Raw genomic sequence first — 16,587 nt, 5'->3', positions numbered from 1 at the left:
CTGGCCCGATCCTGATGAACCCTGGCCTTCCGGCCACTCGTTCCGCCCGGGGGTGACGGACGAAGCTGCTCCGGTGACCCAGACACCCGAACTGCCCCTGCGCACGGCGGACCCCGCCCCTGCCCCGGCGCCCCGTCGGCGGCGCCCGCACCGGGCCTGGTCCGTCGCCGCCGTCACCTTCCTCACCATCATCGGCGCGGCCGGTTTCGCCTCCCTCCCCGGCCTGCTCATCGAGCCGCTGCACGCCGAGTTCCACTGGTCGCGCGGCACCATCGGTTTTGCGGTGTCGGTGAACCTCGCGCTCTACGGGCTGACGGCGCCGTTCGCCGCCGCGCTGATGGACCGGTTCGGCATCCGGCGGGTGGTGGCGGTCGCCCTGACGGTGATCGCGGCCGGCGCCGGGCTGACCGTCTTCATGACCGCGAGCTGGCAACTCGTCCTGTCCTGGGGTGTGCTGGTGGGCCTGGGCAGCGGCTCGATGGCGCTGGCCTTCGCGGCGACGGTCACCGGCCGCTGGTTCACCGCCCGGCGCGGGCTGGTCACCGGCATCCTCACCGCGGCCGGCGCCTCCGGTCAGCTGGTCTTCCTCCCGCTCCTCTCCTGGATCATCGACCGGCACGACTGGCGGCCGGCCGCGGTGACCGTCGCGCTCGCCGCGCTCGCCGTCGTCCCGCTGGTGTGGCTGCTGCTGCGCGACCACCCGGCGGATGTGGGCGTCGCGCCGTACGGGGCGACGGAGTTCGTCCCCAAGCCGCCGCCTCAGAGGGGCGCGGCCCGGCGTGCCGTACGGGCGCTGGTCTCGGCGGCGAGTACGGGTCCGTTCTGGCTGCTGGCGGGCACCTTCGCGATCTGCGGTGCCACGACGAACGGCCTGGTCAAGACGCACTTCGTGCCCGCGGCGCACGACCATGGCATGCCGATGACGGCGGCCGCCTCGCTGCTCGCGGTGATCGGGATCTTCGATATCGCCGGAACCATCGCGTCCGGCTGGTTCACCGACCGCTTCAACACCCGCCGGCTGCTGGCCACCTACTACGGGCTGCGCGGCCTGTCCCTGATGTTCCTGCCGCTGCTGCTGTCCGACACCGTCCACCCGCCGATGGTCTTCTTCATCGTCTTCTACGGCCTCGACTGGGTGGCGACCGTCCCGCCGACCATCGCCCTGTGCCGCGAGCACTACGGCGACGACGGCGCGATCGTCTTCGGCTGGGTGCTGGCCGCCCACCAGGTGGGCGCCGCGCTGATCGCCTTCCTGGGCGGCCTGGCGCGCGATGCGTTCGGTACGTACAACCCGGTCTGGTACGCGTCCGGCGCACTGTGCGCCGTCGCGGCGCTGATGGCCCTGGTCATCCGGCAGCGGAGGGAGGGCCCAGGGGACGGGCGGGTGGTCGCGGCCCAGGGCTGATTCCCCACGAAGGCCCGAGAGCGCCCCGGTGGCGGGGCGGACTCTTGCGCGGGGCATCATCCCGGTGAGAGGGGTGATGGGGGATGGGGACGACGGGGGGCGGGGCCGGTGCGGCCGGTGCGGCCGACGGGGCTGGTGAGGCTGACGGGGCCGGGGTAGCCGGCGGGGCGGTCGGTACGCCCGGGCGGGCCGGTGAGACCGGCGCCCTCGGTCCGGTCTGGAGCGGCCGGACCCTGCTGGTCTCGATGGCGGCGCTGCTGGCCGAGGCCGTCATCGTGGCGGTCGGGCTCACCCTGTACTCCTTCACCCAGGAGGGCCCGGCCGGCAATGGGTTCATGGCGGCTTTCGTGCTGCCGTTCGCACTGGTCCTCGGTGCCCTCCCCGGCTTTGTGCTGACGGCCACCCTGGTGCTGCCCACGCTGTCGCTGGCGCGCCGGGCGGCCCGGTGGGGAGGGTGGCACGGGCGGCCGAAGTGGTGGTGGACGGCGGCCGCCGCCCCGTTCACCGCGGCCGGTGCGACCCTGGCATACGGGACGGTGCTCGCGCTCCTCACCCGCTCGGCGGGGCCGCCCCGGGTCTACCTCGTGTGCTGGCCGGCGCTCACCGCGGCCGCCGTTCCCGCGGCGCTGCTCGCCGCGGTCGCCGGACGGGGCACCGGGGCCCGGCGGACCGTCCGGCTGATGCTCACCGTCGTGGGCACCGGCTTCCTGGCCGCGTTCGTACTGGGTGTGTGCGCTCTCGGGGCGGGCCTGTTGTCCGCGGTATGAACCTCGCAGGCCGGGCCGGTCGGTACGCGTCGGCGTACCGCCGCCCTCATGGCCGGAACTGCCCGAAGGCTCCCCGGTGGAAGAGGAGCGGGCCGTCCCCGGCGGCTGCCGGGTCGGTGCCGAGGGCCTCGACCCGGCCGACCACGATGAGATGGTCGCCGCCGGTGTGGACGGCCTGCACCGTGCAGTCGATCCAGGCGGGGACGTCCGCCAGTCGTGGGGAGCCGGTCGCCGGCGCGGCCTTGTAGGGGACGCCGGCGAACTTGTCGCCGCCGCTGACCGCGAACCCGCGGCACAGGTCGCCCTGTCCGGCGCCGAGGATGTTGACGCAGAACACCCCGGCGCGGGCGATCCGCGGCCAGGTGGTCGACATGCGCGCCACCATGAACGTCACCAGCGGCGGGTCGAGCGAGAGCGAGGCGAAGGACTGGCAGGCGAATCCGGCCGGGCCCGGCTCCCCGGGGGCCGTGATGACCGTGACACCGCTGGCGAAGTGTCCCAGGACGGAGCGGAATTCGGCCGGGTCCAGAGGGGCGCGCTCGTCCTCGCGTACGGCGCGCAGTGTGGGCCGCGGCAGTGCGGTGGCGGGGGACGGTGCGGCGGCCGTGGTGGGCGCGCCGACGGAGCGTAGGTATCGCACGACCGTGGCCGCCATTCCCGCGTGTCCCATCATGTCTTTATTGAATCTGATGCTGCGTCAGATGTGAAGGTGTGCGGGGCGGGCGCCACCCGCAGGTGTGGTTTCCCGGTCACTCGGGGTGATCTGCGGCGGATTCGGGGGAAATTGGGGGCTGGATTCCTGATTGCGTGTCATCCGCGCGGGTAGCTCCACTCCGGCCGCGTCCGTAGCCGAGCACGGGGGAGAGTTCCGGTACATGGCCGATGCGACATCATCGTCAGCTTCGTCTGCCGCGTCACCTACCTTCGACGAGGTCTTCTGTGGGCTGCTGCCCCGCTTGTACCGGAGGGCGGTGATGCTGGCCGGATCGAGACAGTCCGCGGAGGATGTGGTGCACGAGGCGTATCTCAAACTCGCGGCCCGGCCACAGCGTTTCCTCGCACATCCCGAGCCGTACGCCTACGCCTTCACCGCCGTGCTCAACGTGGCCCGCGACGCCTACCGCAAGGACCGGCGCCAGGTGCTGGTCGACGGTCTGGAGGGCGTCGAGGAGGCCGGTGCGGGAGGGGGCGCCGGTGGGGGCCTCGGTGGGGCGCCCGGCGGCTGGGACGGCGGCGTGGAGCGGCGGCAGGCCGAGATCGAAGCGGTGCGCCTGTTAGGGCAGTTGTCGCACCGGCAGGCCGGCATCGTTATCCTCGTCGACCTCGACGGCTACACCATCGACCAGGCCGCCAAGATAATGAAGGTGCATCGTGGCACCGCCGCCCGCCATCGCGCCCGTGCGCTGGACAGGCTGCGCGCCTACCTCGTTGAATCGGAGCACGGGCAGGCCGGGAGGTGAACGGCACGGTGGGCGTGGGGCCACGCTACGACGGCGGTGCGGGCGGTGCGGGCGGCGACGGCCTGGACCTCGGCGGTGGCCGGGGCGACGGAGCCGGGGACGATGCCGAGGCGCTGCTGCGCGCACGGCTACGGCTCGCGGACGAACAGATCGAGACACCGCCCGGCCTGTGGGACCGCATCAGGGACCCGGGCACGGAGCAGGTACCCGCCGTGGTGCCGCTGTCCCAGAGGCGGCCGCGCATGGTCATGCTCGTGGTGGCGGCGGCGGTGGCCGCGGTGGCGCTGGGGGTGTGGTGGCTGGTGCGTCCCGGGCCCGTCACCCTGCAGCCCGCGGGGCCGCCCCCGACGGTGAAGATAACGGTCCACAACAGCGAGCGGGCCTGCCGCACGGGCCGCTCCCTGGAGTGCGCGCTGCGGCTGGCCAATGACCCGCACGCCAAGTACGCCGAGCGCGGCAATTCCGCCGGCCGGGTCTGGCACGGCGATGCGCTGGCGGCGCGCTGTGTGGTGACGGACGGCCGGATGGTCCGCGACGAAGCGGGCATCACCTCCACCCGCTGGTATCTGGTCACCAGCGGGCAGGGGGTGCGGGGCTGGCTGCCGGGGGTGCGCACGCGGAACACCCGTGAGGTGCCGGAGTGCCCTGCCGGGGTGAAGTAGGCCCGCGGGGGCTCCGGGAACGCGGCCTGGGGAGGGTCACCGTCCCCGGAACGTCGGGTGGCGTCGTGCCACGAAGGAGGCGACCCCCTCCTGTGCGTCGGCCGTCGTCATATTGATCTCCTGCGCGGTGGCCTCGGCGGCGAAGGCCGTGGCCCGGTCGGTGTCGAGCGAGGCGTTGACCAGCTGTTTGGTCAGGGCCAGTGCGCGGGTCGGGCCGGCCGCCAGCCGCTCGGCCCACTCCCGGGCCGTCTTCGCCAGCTCGCCGTCCGGCACGACCCGGTTGACCAGACCCAGCCGCTCCGCTTCGGCGGCCGGTACGGCGTCCCCGAAGAACAGCAGCTCCTTGGCGCGCTGCGGGCCGACCAGCCGTGGCAGGAGGTAGGCGCCGCCGCCGTCCGGGGCCAGGCCGCGGCGGACGAACACCTCGATGAAGCGGGCCGATTCGGCGGCCAGCACCAGATCGCAGGCGAGTGCGAGATGGGCGCCGAGCCCGGCCGCGGTGCCGTTGACGGCGGCGATGACCGGCTTTTCGCAGTCCAGCACCGCCGTGATGAGCCGCTGGGCGCCGTCCCGGATCAGCCGGGCGACATCACCGGCGACCCGTTCACCGGCCGACGGCGAGCCGCGCAGATCGGCGCCGGCACAGAATCCCTTGCCGGTCGCGGTGAGGACGACGGCCCGCACGTCCGGGTCGGCCGAGGCGTCGGCGAGCCGGCCGATGAGGCGTTCGCGCTGGTCAGGGGTGAGGGCGTTCATCGCGTCCGGCCGGTTGAGGGTGAGCCACGAGACGCCGTTGTCAGTGGTGTGCAGTACCAATGAATCGACGGGTTCCGCGCGGGCGGCGGGCTCGCCGGGCTCGGCAGGGGGAACGGAACCGGGGGACGGTGAGGGTGTCATGGGGGAGCGGCTCCAGAGGGTGCGGTCGGGGTGGTCACGGCGGCCGGTGGCGTGGTGGCCGGGACTGCGGAGGCGGGCGCGGGCGCGGGTGTGGCTGTGGCTGTGGTCAAGGGCAGACGGCGAGCGCGTCGAGGGCCACGGCGCCCTGTCCGCGCGGCAGCACCACCAGCGGGTTGATGTCCAGCTCGGCCAGTTCGTCACCGAGTTCGAGCGCCATCCGCTGCACTCTCAGGACGACCTCGACCAGTGCGTCGATATCCGCGGGCGGCGCTCCGCGCACACCGTCCAGGAGGGCGCGGCCGCGGAGTTCGTCGAGCATCGCGCGCGCCTGGTCCTCACCGAAGGGCGGTACGCCCACCGCGACGTCCTGCAGGACCTCCACGAGCACCCCGCCGAGGCCGACGGTCACGGTCGGCCCGAAGAGGCTGTCCCGGGTGACGCCGACGACCATCTCGACACCCCGCTCGATCATCTGGCAGACCAGCACCCCGTCCAGCGGGATGTCCTCGTAGCGGGCGATGTCGGTGAGCTCGCGGTAGGCGTCCCTGACCTGGCTGGCCGAGGTCAGATGGACCTTGACCAGGCCGAGTTCGGTCTTGTGCGCGAGCTGCGGCCCGGAGGCCTTCATGACCACGGGATAGCCGACCAGGCTCGCGGCCCGTACGGCCGCCGCCGCGCTGGTCACCAGCTGTTCGCGCGGGACCCGGATGCCGTAGGCGCGCAGCAGCTGCTTCGCCGCGTGCTCGCTGAGCTGCTGGCCCGGCCGCATCAGGGCGTGCGCCTTGCGTGCCGACGGGGACAGGACGCGGGGGGCGTCGTCGAAGGGGGAGCGGTAGCCGTCGACGAAGCGGTGGTGGTCGAGATAGGCCCGGACCGCGGTGATGCAGTTGGCGAAGGTGCGGAAGGTCGCCACCCGCGTGGAGCCGAGGAGGGTGCGGCGGTAGGCGTCCTCCGTCCCGACCGGCGAGCCCCACACCACACACACCAGCTTGTCCGTCTGCTCCGCCGCGTCCACCAGGTCCTGTGCGAGCTTGTCACTCATCGGCGGGAAGGGGCCGGTGATCGGGCAGATCAGTATGCCGATGGAGGGGTCGGCCAGGATCGCGTCGAGGATCTTGCGGCCGCGCCAGTCACCGACCGGGTGACCGCCGTTGTCGACAGGATTGGCGACGTGGAGGTAGTCCGGTATCCACTGGTGGAGTTCGGCCTGCTTGGCGGCGCCGAGGGTGGGCAGCCGCAGGCCGGCCGCGGTCGCCAGATCGGCGAAGTGGGCGCCGGTGCCACCGGAGATCGAATAGACGGCGACGCCCTCGGCGGTGGGCTTCCTGGCGCGGGCCAGCAGCGCCGCGGTGTCCTGCAGCTCGTCGAGCCCGTCCACCCGGATCACCCCGAACTGCCGCATCGCGGCGTCCACGACCTCGTCCGCGCCGGTGAGCTTGCCGGTGTGCGAGGCGGCCGTCCGGGCGCCGGTCTCGGTGCGGCCGACCTTGACGGCGACGACGGGCACCTTGTTGCGGGCGGCGCGGTCGGCGGCCAGCAGAAAGCTGCGGCCGTCCTTGAGGCCTTCCACATACGCGGCGATGGCACCGACCTCGGGCCGGGTGGCGAAGTAGGAGAGGAAGTCGGCGGTCTCCAGGTCGGCCTCGTTGCCGGTGGGGGCCCAGTGCGAAAGGCGGATGCCCAGTTCCTGGAGGCTGAAGACCGGGCGGCCCTGGTGGCCTGACTGGGTGATGAGGGCGATCGCCGGTCCGTCCAGGTCCGTACGGAATTTCTCGAAGGCGTTGAGGTTGGTGTTCGGGCCGAGCAGCCGCAGGCCGGAGCGGGTGACGGCCTCGGCCAGCCGGGCCTGGGCGGCCGCACCGCGCTCGCCGGTCTCGGCGAACCCGGAGGCGAAGGCCACCGCGAACTTCACCTTGGCCTCGGCGAGTTGCTCGATGACCGGCAGCGGGTCGCCGACCAGGAGGACCGCGAGATCGATGGGTTCCGGCAGGTCGGCGACGCCGGCATGGCAGGGCCGCCCGAAGACCTCGGTGCGTCCCGGGTTGACGGGGTGGAGCCGGGCACCGACCCGTTCCGCCCAGGCGATCAGCTGACGGGTGATGCCGGTGTTGGGGCGGCCCTCGCGGTCCGAGGCGCCGATCACCGCCACGGACTCGGGCCGGAAGAACCGGTCCAGGTCGGGCACCGGAGCGTGCAGTGGGCGGCCGCTGACATCCCGGTCGACGGGGCAGGCGCCCTGTCCCCCGCCGTCGCGGTGCGGTTCACTCATACCGTGGACGGTGTGTGGTGGTTGCTCCCCACAGGCCACGACGCGGGCCGGCCGGGAGTGAGTGGTGAGGGTGCCGTGAGTCGATCCAAGCATCGCAGACGCCCGCTCCTGTGTGACGGCTCTCCAATAGCTGACGCATAGTCAGATTCTTAGATTACTGAACTGACGTCATGTCAGGAATGGTTCTGCAAGGGAAAGGTTGCGCGCCTCCGGCTGCCGTGGAACGCGGGTGAGCCGCGCCGGGCCCCTTGCGCACCCGGTCCGCTTCGGCTGAACTGACGTACCGTCAGGGGTGAGTGGGGTGACTGTCCGGCGCGTGTACGGCGCCGGGACCCGACGCCCGGTACGGCAGCGGGAGGGTGTGCGGGATGCAGACGAGCTGGCTCGGTGGGGCTCCGGTGCTGATGAGCCATGACGGGGCGGAGCAGGGGCGGAATGCCATGACGGCGCCGATCTCCCTCGTCGCCCTGTTCGCGATGAGCCGGCAGGCAGGGGCGTTCGGCGAGGTGCTGGGGGTGTTCCGGTGACGGCTGGGGTTGGGGCCGGGGCCGGGGCCGGGGCCGTGGGGAGGGGTGCGGCTGCGGGGGCGGCGGGGGCGCGGAGCGCCGTGCGGTTCGATCTGCCGGAGGTGGATGCCTTCACCCGGCCGTACTGGGACGCGGCGGCCGAGGGGCGGCTGCTGCTGCGCCGCTGCCGGGCCGAGGGCTGCGGTGCTGCCCACCACTATCCGCGCGAGTTCTGCCCGTACTGCTGGAGCGAGGACGTCGGCTGGGAGCCGGCCACCGGCCGCGCCACCCTCTATACCTGGTCCGTCGTGCACCGTAACGATCTCCCGCCGTTCGGCGACCGGGTCCCGTACGTCGCGGCCGTGGTCGACCTCGCCGAGGGCCCCCGGATGATGACCGAGATCATCGACTGCCCGGAGCGGGAGCTGCGGATCGGGATGCCGCTCGTGGTCCACTTCCGGGGGGCGGACGAGGGCAACGCCGGGGGAGAGGGCACCGCGGTCGCCATCCCCGTCTTCCGTCCGGCGTGAACAACCACCGGCGCACCCGGCGCCCCGGCACCCTCGGCGCCCCGGCACCCTCGGCGCCCCGGCGCCCCGGAGCTCCAGCCCCCGCCCCCGGCGAATTCCGGTGGCGGGCCGGCCGGGCCCGAGGCATGCTGTGGCCGTGCTGATCCGTGAGGCGACCGCGGCCGACTGGCCCGCCATCTGGCCCTTCTTCCACACCATCGTGGCGGCCGGGGAGACCTACACCTATCCGCGGGACCTCGATGAGGCCACGGGCCGCGAGATGTGGCTGCTGACACCGCCCGGCCGCACGGTCGTCGCCGTCGACGACTCCGGCGCCGTCCTCGGTACGGCCAAGATGAACCCCAACCACATGGGCGGCGCCTCGCATATCGCCAGCGCCAGCTTCATGGTCGATCCGCAGCACGCCGGACGCGGCGTCGGCCGGGCCCTGGGGAAGCACGTGCTGGCCTGGGCCCGCGCCGAGGGCTATCGCGCGATGCAGTTCAACGCCGTGGTGGAGACCAACACCGGTGCCGTCGCGCTGTGGGAGTCCCTGGGGTTCCAGATCATGACGACCCTCCCCGAGGGCTTCCTGCACCCCACCAAGGGCTATGTGGGGCTGCACATCATGTATCAGCAGCTGTGAAGGCGGAGCGGGCGGCGCTCGCTCCGCCCAGTGCGCTCGGTGCACTCTGTGCACTCGGTCCACTCTGCGCACTCGCTCCGCCGGTCCGCCCGGTCCGCCCAAGCCAGCCGAGCCGCCCGGTCCGCCCGAGCCGCCCGGTCCGCCCGAGCCGCCCGGTTCGCCCGGTCCGCCACCGCCTCACGGCCAGAGCAGCTCCTGCGCCCAACGCCCTTTCTCGTAGCGGTAGTTGAGCCGTACGTGACGGCGCTGCGCATCGCCCTGGAAGAACTCGACCTCCTCGGGGTGCAGCACATACAGCGTCCAGCTCGGCACCGGCGCCTCCGGCTCGCGCCGGGCGCGCTCCCAGGCCGCCTCCGAGGCGCGCGCCAGCTCCTGTGCCGAGCCGAGTACCTCGCTCTGCCGGCCGACCAGTGCCGCGGCCAGCGCGCCCGTGGAGCGGCGGTGCAGATCGGCGGCGCTCTCCTCGGGGCCCGCCGCGGTCACCGGCCCGTGGACCCGCACCTGACGGCCGACCGCCGGCCAGTAGAAGCCGAGCGCCGCCCGCGGACGTTCGGCCAGTTCGCGGCCCTTGCGGCTGCCGCGGTGCGAGGCGAAGTGCCAGCCGCGCTCATCGGCGTCGTGCAGCATCAGGGTCCGTACGGAGGGGACGCCGGCCGCGTCCGCCGTGGCGAGCGTCATGGTGTGCGGCTCGGGGACACCGGCCTCGGCGGCCTCCCGCAGCCACTGCCGGAACAGTGGGAGCGGTTCGGCCGGGGCCGTCGCCGGGTCGAACGACGGCAGTTCGACGTCCCAGACCCGCAGCCCGCGCAGCAGCTCGCGGAACGCCTGCGATTCCGCGTCGTCGGAGTGGTGCGCCGGGGCGTCGGCGGGTGCGGCGTCCGGGGAGTCCTGGTGCGCGGGGTGATCGGTCATGTCAGGCAGCGTACGTCGGGCATCCGGCGGCCGGAGCGCGACCGGTGGCCGTGGCCGGTGCCGGATGGTCCTGGAGGGTGATCGCGTGGGCGCCGCGCTGGACGTCCTCGGCGATCTTCTTCGCGACCAGGTTCTTCCACGGCATGTGCGGCAGGATCCGCATCATCAGATGCCGGAACCGGATCTGCCGCCGGGAGTCCGCTGTCATTTCCTTGGCGAACTTCGCCGCCAGCGCATGATTGACCGCGACATAGCCGCGCATCTCCTTCTCGTAGCGGTCGAACGCCTCCTCGGGGCCGCAGCCTGCCTGCGCAAGCGCTCCGGCCAGCACGTACGCGCCGACCAGCGCCATCCCCGTGCCCTGCCCGGACGCCGGTGAGGCGCAGTGCGCGGCGTCCCCGAGCAGCACCACCCGGCCGCGCGACCAGCGGTCCATCTCGATCAACTGCAGCCCGTCGAAGTAGAAGTCGTCCGCCTCGCGCGCCGCTTCGAGCAGCCGTGGGACCTCCGTCCACCCTTCGGACGGGGAGACGCCCACACCCTTGAACGCGGCCTCCAGCAACGCCAGTTGCTCTGCCGGTTTGCGGTGGTCGTAGGCCAGCCGCGGTGAGCGGAAGGTGAGCATGCCCTTGGCCGCCGGGTCGCCGGCCGAGCTGTAGACGCTGATCAGCTTGCCGGGTACGGCGTGGTACAACTCCTCGCGTTCCAGGCCGAGTTCGTTCGGCAGGGAGAACGCGGAGATATACGCCCCGAGGTGCCGTACGAACTGCTCCTCCGGGCCGAAGGCCAGCCGCCGGACGTTCGAGTGCAGCCCGTCCGCGCCGACGACGAGGTCGAAACGGCGGGACGCACCGCGCTCGAAGCTGACCTCGATGCCGCCGGTGTCGTGGCCTGCGTGGCCCGCGCGTCCCTGGCGGCCGTCGCGGTGATCGTCGTGGTGCCCGTCCGGCCGCTCGGTGAGGGATGTGATCGAGTCGCCGAAGACGTACTCGACATCGGAGCGGGTGCGTTCGTGGAGGATGCGCGCCAGATCGCCCCGCATGATCTCGTCGTCCCGGCCGAGTCGGGCGCCGAAGATGCCGGCGGGGAGGGTGGCGATCCGCTTGCCGACGTCGTTCACATACGCGCCGGTCCGCATGTCCGTACTGGCGCGCTGGATGTCCTCCAGGATTCCCATCCGTTCGGCGACCTCGACGGCCGCACCCCGGATGTCGACCTTGTAGCCGCCGGTCCGCAGCTCGGGGGCGCGCTCGACGACGGTCACCGCGAAGCCGTAGCGGTGCAGCCAGTGGGCGAGCGCCGGGCCGGCGATGCTCGCGCCGGAGATCAGCACGGTCCGGGGCCTGGTGCGGGGGGACGGCGAAACGGTGCCGGACATGGCGGGGGTTCCTTTCGGGGTCGTGGTGCTCCTGCCTGCGCTGCGCCACGCGGCCGTGGCGCTCGGTCGTGGTGCACTCGCCGACCGGTGCCTCGACTATACGAGCGTCTTAAACACTTGTCTATGACATTTGTTCATGACGCCCGCTCCTGCAGGGCGCCCGCCTGCGGTCGCGCTGCCCATTGCCGTCCTGCCTGTTGTCCGCTGCCGCTCTAGGACACGTCCTGTCCTAGAGGCGCACTAACGTCGGTTGCGGGCAATGTCACCGCGAAGGAGCAGACGTTGAGCGAGATCAGCATCAATCAGCCGCTCGGAACGCCGACTTGGATCGATCTCGGGGTCCCCGACCTCGACCGGGCGAAGGAGTTCTACGGCGCGCTGTTCGGCTGGGAGTACGAGGAGCGGTCGGCGGCGACCGGCCCCTTCACCCTGTGCCTGCTGCGCGGCCGGCGGGTGGCGGCGCTGCGGTCCGTCTCCGCCGCGGACGTCGAGGGGGAGTCCTGGTGGCTGCCCTATCTGGCCACGGACGACTGTGACGCGGTGGCCGAGCGGATCGTCGAGTGCGGCGGTGCGGTGGCGGTGCCGCCCTCGGATGTGGCGGGCCTGGCCCGTACGGCCGTCATGACGGATCCGGTCGGCGCCCGCTTCGGCCTCTGGCAGGGACGTAAGCTGCCGGGCTGTGAGCTGGTGAACGAGCCCGACACCCTGATCCGCAACGACCTCGCGTCCCCGGACCCCGAGCCCGCCCGCCGCTTCTACAGCACCGTCTTCGACTTCACACTCGACGGCAACGACGACCTCCCGGACTTCGACTTCACCTTCCTGCGCCGGCCCGACGGCCATGAGATCGGCGGTGTCTTCGGCGACCCCACGGCCCGCGCCTCCCGCTGGCAGACCGTGTTCGAGGTGGCGGACACGGACGAAGTGGCGGCCCGCGCCGTCGCCGCCGGCGGAACGGCCGGCACCCCCGAGGACGCCCCGTACGCCCGCATGGCCGCGCTCACCGACCCCTTCGGCACGGCCTTCAGTATCGGCACCCGACCGGCCACCGACTGATCAACGGCCGGTCTCCCGGGCACCCTTGAGGCCCCGGCGCCGGGCCCGCTCGCGAGTCTCCGCCGGGGCTCCCGCCGGGCCCGGCCTCCCGAGGCCGTCGCGGGCCCCGCCTCACCCCCGCCCCAACACCACCGTCCCCGACGAACAGAACCAGCCGCCCGTGCCGGAGGCGACCGCGAGGTGGGGCAGCCGGCCGTCGGGTTTGCGTACCTGGCGGTCCGGGCCGGCCTCGCCGCGGAGCTGGCGTACCGCCTCGACCAGCAGGAAGAGTCCCCGCATGCCGGGGTGGCAGGCGGCCAGTCCGCCGCCGTCGGTGTTGACCGGCAACTCGCCGTCCCGCAGCAGCCGCCCCTCCCCGACGAACGCGCCGCCCTCGCCCTTGGCGCAGAAGCCCAGGTCCTCCAGCGTCACCAAGGTCATGTAGGTGAAGGCGTCATAGAGCTCGGCGAGGTCGATCTCGGCGGGGCGGACCCCGGCGCGGGCGAAGGCCAGCCGGCCGGAGACCGCCGCCGGGGAGACGGTGAAGTCGTCCCACTCCGACATGGTGGTGTGCGACACCGCGGTGCCCGAACCGAGCACCCATACCGGGGGTTTGGCCAGGTCCGGGACGTAGTCCTCGGCGACGAGCAGGACCGCGCAGCCGCCGTCGGAGCGGATGCAGCAGTGCAGTTTGGTGAACGGGTCGGCGATCACCGGCCCGCCCAGGACATCGTCGACGGTGATCGGGTCGCGGTACATGGCGTCCGGGTTGGCCGCCGCGTTGGCGCGTGCCTGGACCGCGACCTGGGCCAACTGTTCCAGGGTGGTGCCGTATTGGTGCATATGGCGGCGGGCGGCCATGGCGTATTTGGCGATCAGGGTGTGCCCGTAGGGGACCTCGAACTGGAGTGGGCCCCGGGTGCCGAAGGAGAGGTTCGAGGTGCGGCGCTTGGCCTTGATGTCGGCGCGGGCGGTGGAGCCGTAGACGAGGAGTACGGCGTTGGCATGGCCGGCGGCGATCGCGTCGGCGGCGTGCGCGGCGAGCACTTCCCAGGTGGCGCCGCCGACCGAGGTCGAGTCGACCCAGGTGGGGTGCAGGCCCAGATATTCGGCGACCTCGACGGGTGCGAGGGTGCCCAGACCGGCCGAGGCGAAGCCGTCGATCACCGAACGGTCCAGCCCGCTGTCGGCGAGTGCCCGGCGGGCGGCCTGTGCGTGCAGGGCGTACGGGGTGGCCTGGTCCACGCGTCCGCAATCGGACAGGGCGACTCCGGCGACGGCGACCTTGCGATTCCCGTAAGCGGTCCCTGAAGACATGAATCTGACGGTACATCAGATATGGCATGACGGGCAGGGCGCGGAGTGCGACTCCGGGCGGCCGGCCCCGACGCGCGGTGGCCGGAATGCGTCCCCCGCCGCGCAGCGCCCGTACCGTCCGAGGGAGCCGGACTTAAAGCGATTATCGGAGAATCGGAGATATGTGGTGGCCTTTAAAAGGTTTCCTGGGGAGGGTATTCTCACATCGCTTTGTGCATTTCGCCGGCCGCTCCAGGCCGGTTGACTGCTCGCTGTTTGCCCATACGGCGGAGCAGACATTTCCGTGTGCGGGACAAGATCGTCCCGCCTGCCTCAGGGAGTGTCATGTTCGCCTTTACGTCAGACATTCCGGCGCCTGCTCAGGTGCGGGATTCAGAATTACGCGCCGCTTTTGCGGCAGGCGCCGTCATTCCTGTGGGTGTGCTGCCCCAGGGAATTACCCTTTCGCCCGGCGGGGCCCGCGCCTATGTCGCCAACCGCGGCTCGGACACGGTCAGTGTGATCGATACCGCCACTGACACCGTTACGGCCACCATCCCCACAGGAGCCGGTCCCGACTACGTGGCGATCAGCCCGGACGGCACCCGCGGCTATGTGACCGTCTCCGGTGCCGGTCTCGTCAGCGTGCTCGACACCGCCACGAACGCCCTCGTCGCGGACATCCCCGTAGGTGACGGGCCAACGGTGGCGGCGGTCACCCCGGACGGCACCCGCGTCTACGTGACACAGCAGGCCGGCACCACGGTGAGTGTGATCGACGCGGCCACCAACACGGTCACCGACACGGTTCCCGTCGGGGCCGGGGGGACCGGCGTGGTCATCACGCCGGACGGGACCCGCGCCTACGTGGCGTGCTTCTCGGGCAGCGTCAGCGTGATCGATACCGCCACGAACACCGTCACCACGACGATTACCGCCGGCGATGTCCCCATCCTGCTGGCGCTCAACCCCGACGGGTCCCGCCTCTATGTGACCAATGCCGGCAGTTCCACGGTGAGTGTGGTCGACACCGCCACCAACGCCGTCATCGCCACCGTCGGCGTCAGCGCCCAGCCGCGCTTCCTGGCGGTGAGCCCGGACGGCGCCCATGTGTTCGTGGCGAATGCCTTCCCGGACACGGTGAGTGTGATCGAAACCGCCACCCACACCGTCGTCGAGAACATCGGGGTGGGGGCCGGCCCCACCGGCCTCGCGGTCTTTCCCGACGGGACGCACGCCTATGTGGTCAACGCCGAGGCCAACACCGTCGGCGTGATCGCGACGACCGTGATTCCCGACCAGGGGTCCACGGCGGGCGGCGCCACCGTGACGGTGACCGGTCACCACCTGGCCAACGCCACCGCCGTGCGCTTCGGCACCGCCCAGGCCGCCGTCACCGCCAATACGGATACCTCGCTGACCGTCACCAGCCCCGCCGGGGGCGGTGTCGTCCCCGTGACGGTCACCACCCCGGGTGGGACCGGCTTCCTCGGAACGTTCTACTACGTGCCGTTGCCCGCCCTCACCGGCATCAGCCCCGCCGCGGGGCCCGTCGGTGGCAGTGACGACGAGATCGTCATCACCGGCCGCAACCTCTCCGGGGCGATCAATGTGTACTTCGGCTCCACCCGTGCCGTGATCCAGAGCGTCTCCGACACCCAGGTCACCGTCCGGGCCGCCGGTGCACCGGGGCCGGGCGGCGTCGCCGTCACCGTGATCACCGCCGGCGGGAGCGCCGTTGGGCTGACCTACACCTACGTCAGCCAGCCCACCGTCACCGATATCAGTCCCAACACGGGACCGACCTCCGGCGGCACCATCGTGACGATCACCGGCACCGGCCTGGCCTACACCGAGCAGGTCACCTTCAACGGCGTCCTGGCGCCCTTCGAGGTCGTCTCGGACACCAGCGTGGTCGCCACGTCCCCGCCCAGCGGCGCCGCAGGCCCCGTCACCGTCATGGTCACCGGCCCCGACGGCAGCACCCCCTCCGGCGGATTCACCTACGTCGCCGACCCCGACATCTGATCCACCCGGGCACGCCGAACGGCCGGCCGGGCGGACCCGGCCGGCCGGTGCGGCACCGGCACACCGAGTTTCCGGCCGACCGGAATCCCGGCCGACGGGCCGGGCGGGAGTCGCGGGGTCATGCCGTCCACGCGCCATCGGTCCGGGAAGCAAGGCACCTCACGGCACAGCGTCAGTGAAATTCCCTTCCAGTCCCAGAGGAGAAAACTGTGCGTCACTTCAAGCAGGTTCTGCTGAGCGCGGCCACCGGACTGTCGGCCATCCTTTTCTGCGCACCCGCGGCATCGGCCGCCGGCGCCGATTCCTTTCCCCCGGGAGAGACCGTATTCCAGCTGGTCGCCAAGCAGACTCAGGGAACCTTCGTCGATGTGGACGGCTCGTCCGGGCCCAGCCAGGGCGACGAATTCGTCATCAGCGGGAATCTCTTCCGCGGCGCCCTCCAGGTCGGCACCTACGGTGAGATCTGCACGCTGACCCGGACCGCCCCGGCCGACGAGTTCGACCTCCAGTGCGCGGCCGACCTCACGCTTCCCCTGGGGCAGCTCACCGCGCAGGGCCGGTTCACCGTCACAGCCGCCGGCCCCGGCAACATCGACCTCGCGATCACCGGAGGCACCGGGCGCTACCGCACCGCCCACGGCTCCGTCCACGCCGTCAACGTCAGTGACACGGAGACGAACCTCACCGTCCACCTCATCCGCTGACCGGGCAGCGGCCCGAGGGAGCCGGGTCACGGCGACGTGACCCGGCTCCGCCCTGCCTGCGGCGTGTCCTGAGCCTTCGTTCCCCGGCGGCGGCCGATGACTTGCGAACCCGC

Annotated in this window: 16 protein-coding genes; 10 read left to right on the top strand and 6 right to left on the bottom strand. The window is 72.1% G+C overall.

Annotation, left to right across the window (positions count from 1 at the left end; translation table 11 throughout):
• The first annotated feature begins 73 nt into the window (after positions 1-73).
• Positions 74-1,405, top strand: coding sequence for an MFS transporter (locus NUT86_RS18175; protein ID WP_274736413.1), 1,332 nt, complete (start codon positions 74-76; stop codon positions 1,403-1,405).
• An 83-nt stretch (positions 1,406-1,488) separates the two neighbouring features.
• Positions 1,489-2,172, top strand: coding sequence for a hypothetical protein (locus tag NUT86_RS18170; RefSeq protein ID WP_274736411.1), 684 nt, complete (start codon positions 1,489-1,491; stop codon positions 2,170-2,172).
• 46 nt (positions 2,173-2,218) lie between these two features.
• On the opposite strand, the gene NUT86_RS18165 is transcribed toward NUT86_RS18170, so the two are convergent.
• The gene (locus tag NUT86_RS18165; protein WP_159489310.1) at positions 2,219-2,827 is read right to left on the bottom strand and encodes a flavin reductase family protein; all 609 of its coding nucleotides are present in this window, start codon (positions 2,825-2,827) and stop codon (positions 2,219-2,221) included.
• 220 nt (positions 2,828-3,047) lie between these two features.
• On the opposite strand from NUT86_RS18165, the gene NUT86_RS18160 reads away from it, so the two are divergent.
• Together NUT86_RS18160 and NUT86_RS18155 are read left to right on the top strand one after the other, a co-directional pair.
• Positions 3,048-3,632 carry an RNA polymerase sigma factor gene (locus tag NUT86_RS18160; RefSeq protein WP_078518772.1) on the top strand — a complete coding sequence of 195 codons (585 nt, stop codon included), beginning with the start codon at positions 3,048-3,050 and terminating at the stop codon, positions 3,630-3,632.
• Between the two features lie 8 nt (positions 3,633-3,640).
• Positions 3,641-4,294, top strand: coding sequence for a hypothetical protein (locus tag NUT86_RS18155; protein WP_229838329.1), 654 nt, complete (start codon positions 3,641-3,643; stop codon positions 4,292-4,294).
• A gap of 36 nt (positions 4,295-4,330) precedes the next feature.
• Here the strand turns inward: NUT86_RS18155 and NUT86_RS18150 are convergent, their stop codons facing one another.
• The gene (locus NUT86_RS18150; RefSeq protein WP_274736409.1) at positions 4,331-5,191 is read right to left on the bottom strand and encodes an enoyl-CoA hydratase/isomerase family protein; all 861 of its coding nucleotides are present in this window, start codon (positions 5,189-5,191) and stop codon (positions 4,331-4,333) included.
• A 106-nt stretch (positions 5,192-5,297) separates the two neighbouring features.
• Positions 5,298-7,553, bottom strand: coding sequence for an acetate--CoA ligase family protein (locus tag NUT86_RS18145; RefSeq protein ID WP_274736407.1), 2,256 nt, complete (start codon positions 7,551-7,553; stop codon positions 5,298-5,300).
• A 275-nt stretch (positions 7,554-7,828) separates the two neighbouring features.
• Here NUT86_RS18145 and NUT86_RS18140 point away from each other — a divergent pair, with 275 nt between their 5' ends.
• From NUT86_RS18140 to NUT86_RS18130, 3 genes are all read left to right on the top strand, one after another.
• A complete protein-coding gene (locus NUT86_RS18140; RefSeq protein WP_018092284.1) occupies positions 7,829-7,987 on the top strand; it encodes a hypothetical protein in 159 nt (52 codons plus the stop codon).
• Positions 7,988-8,067: 80 nt separating this feature from the next.
• A complete protein-coding gene (locus tag NUT86_RS18135; RefSeq protein ID WP_266450692.1) occupies positions 8,068-8,496 on the top strand; it encodes a Zn-ribbon domain-containing OB-fold protein in 429 nt (142 codons plus the stop codon).
• A 136-nt stretch (positions 8,497-8,632) separates the two neighbouring features.
• Positions 8,633-9,121 (top strand): GNAT family N-acetyltransferase, encoded by a 489-nt coding sequence (locus NUT86_RS18130; RefSeq protein ID WP_159487799.1) that lies wholly within the window; start codon positions 8,633-8,635, stop codon positions 9,119-9,121.
• 177 nt (positions 9,122-9,298) lie between these two features.
• On the opposite strand, the gene NUT86_RS18125 is transcribed toward NUT86_RS18130, so the two are convergent.
• Both NUT86_RS18125 and NUT86_RS18120 read right to left on the bottom strand, forming a co-directional pair.
• Positions 9,299-10,033, bottom strand: coding sequence for a pyridoxine/pyridoxamine 5'-phosphate oxidase (locus NUT86_RS18125; protein ID WP_274736401.1), 735 nt, complete (start codon positions 10,031-10,033; stop codon positions 9,299-9,301).
• Between the two features lies 1 nt (position 10,034).
• Entirely contained in the window at positions 10,035-11,411 is a 1,377-nt protein-coding gene (locus NUT86_RS18120; RefSeq protein WP_274736399.1) for an FAD-dependent monooxygenase, read from the bottom strand.
• Positions 11,412-11,693: 282 nt separating this feature from the next.
• Between NUT86_RS18120 and NUT86_RS18115 the strand changes: the two genes are divergently transcribed.
• On the top strand, positions 11,694-12,467 hold the full coding sequence (locus NUT86_RS18115) for a VOC family protein (protein WP_018092279.1): 774 nt from the start codon (positions 11,694-11,696) through the stop codon (positions 12,465-12,467).
• A 111-nt stretch (positions 12,468-12,578) separates the two neighbouring features.
• On the opposite strand, the gene NUT86_RS18110 is transcribed toward NUT86_RS18115, so the two are convergent.
• Positions 12,579-13,763: a thiolase C-terminal domain-containing protein gene (locus NUT86_RS18110; RefSeq protein WP_274736396.1), complete on the bottom strand. Its 1,185-nt coding sequence runs from the start codon at positions 13,761-13,763 to the stop codon at positions 12,579-12,581.
• A 420-nt stretch (positions 13,764-14,183) separates the two neighbouring features.
• Here NUT86_RS18110 and NUT86_RS18105 point away from each other — a divergent pair, with 420 nt between their 5' ends.
• A complete protein-coding gene (locus NUT86_RS18105; RefSeq protein WP_269777507.1) occupies positions 14,184-15,770 on the top strand; it encodes an IPT/TIG domain-containing protein in 1,587 nt (528 codons plus the stop codon).
• 209 nt (positions 15,771-15,979) lie between these two features.
• Positions 15,980-16,474 (top strand): allene oxide cyclase barrel-like domain-containing protein, encoded by a 495-nt coding sequence (locus NUT86_RS18100; protein WP_266445430.1) that lies wholly within the window; start codon positions 15,980-15,982, stop codon positions 16,472-16,474.
• Positions 16,475-16,587: the final 113 nt, after the last annotated feature.

The sequence above is a fragment of the Streptomyces sp. G7(2002) genome, from assembly GCF_028870195.1.
GTDB lineage: Bacteria > Actinomycetota > Actinomycetes > Streptomycetales > Streptomycetaceae > Streptomyces > Streptomyces nigrescens.
The sequence above is the reverse complement of the archived record's forward strand: the minus strand, read 5'-3'. Positions and strand labels throughout refer to the sequence as shown.

Coding starts and splice junctions, on each gene's coding strand:
- NUT86_RS18120 (WP_274736399.1), bottom strand. CDS start 11,411: ATGTCCGGCACCGTTTCGCCGTCCCCCCGCACCAGGCCCCGGACCGTG.
- NUT86_RS18140 (WP_018092284.1), top strand. CDS start 7,829: ATGCAGACGAGCTGGCTCGGTGGGGCTCCGGTGCTGATGAGCCATGAC.
- NUT86_RS18160 (WP_078518772.1), top strand. CDS start 3,048: ATGGCCGATGCGACATCATCGTCAGCTTCGTCTGCCGCGTCACCTACC.
- NUT86_RS18110 (WP_274736396.1), bottom strand. CDS start 13,763: ATGTCTTCAGGGACCGCTTACGGGAATCGCAAGGTCGCCGTCGCCGGA.
- NUT86_RS18150 (WP_274736409.1), bottom strand. CDS start 5,191: ATGACACCCTCACCGTCCCCCGGTTCCGTTCCCCCTGCCGAGCCCGGC.
- NUT86_RS18125 (WP_274736401.1), bottom strand. CDS start 10,033: ATGACCGATCACCCCGCGCACCAGGACTCCCCGGACGCCGCACCCGCC.
- NUT86_RS18165 (WP_159489310.1), bottom strand. CDS start 2,827: ATGGCGGCCACGGTCGTGCGATACCTACGCTCCGTCGGCGCGCCCACC.
- NUT86_RS18170 (WP_274736411.1), top strand. CDS start 1,489: ATGGGGACGACGGGGGGCGGGGCCGGTGCGGCCGGTGCGGCCGACGGG.
- NUT86_RS18145 (WP_274736407.1), bottom strand. CDS start 7,553: ATGCTTGGATCGACTCACGGCACCCTCACCACTCACTCCCGGCCGGCC.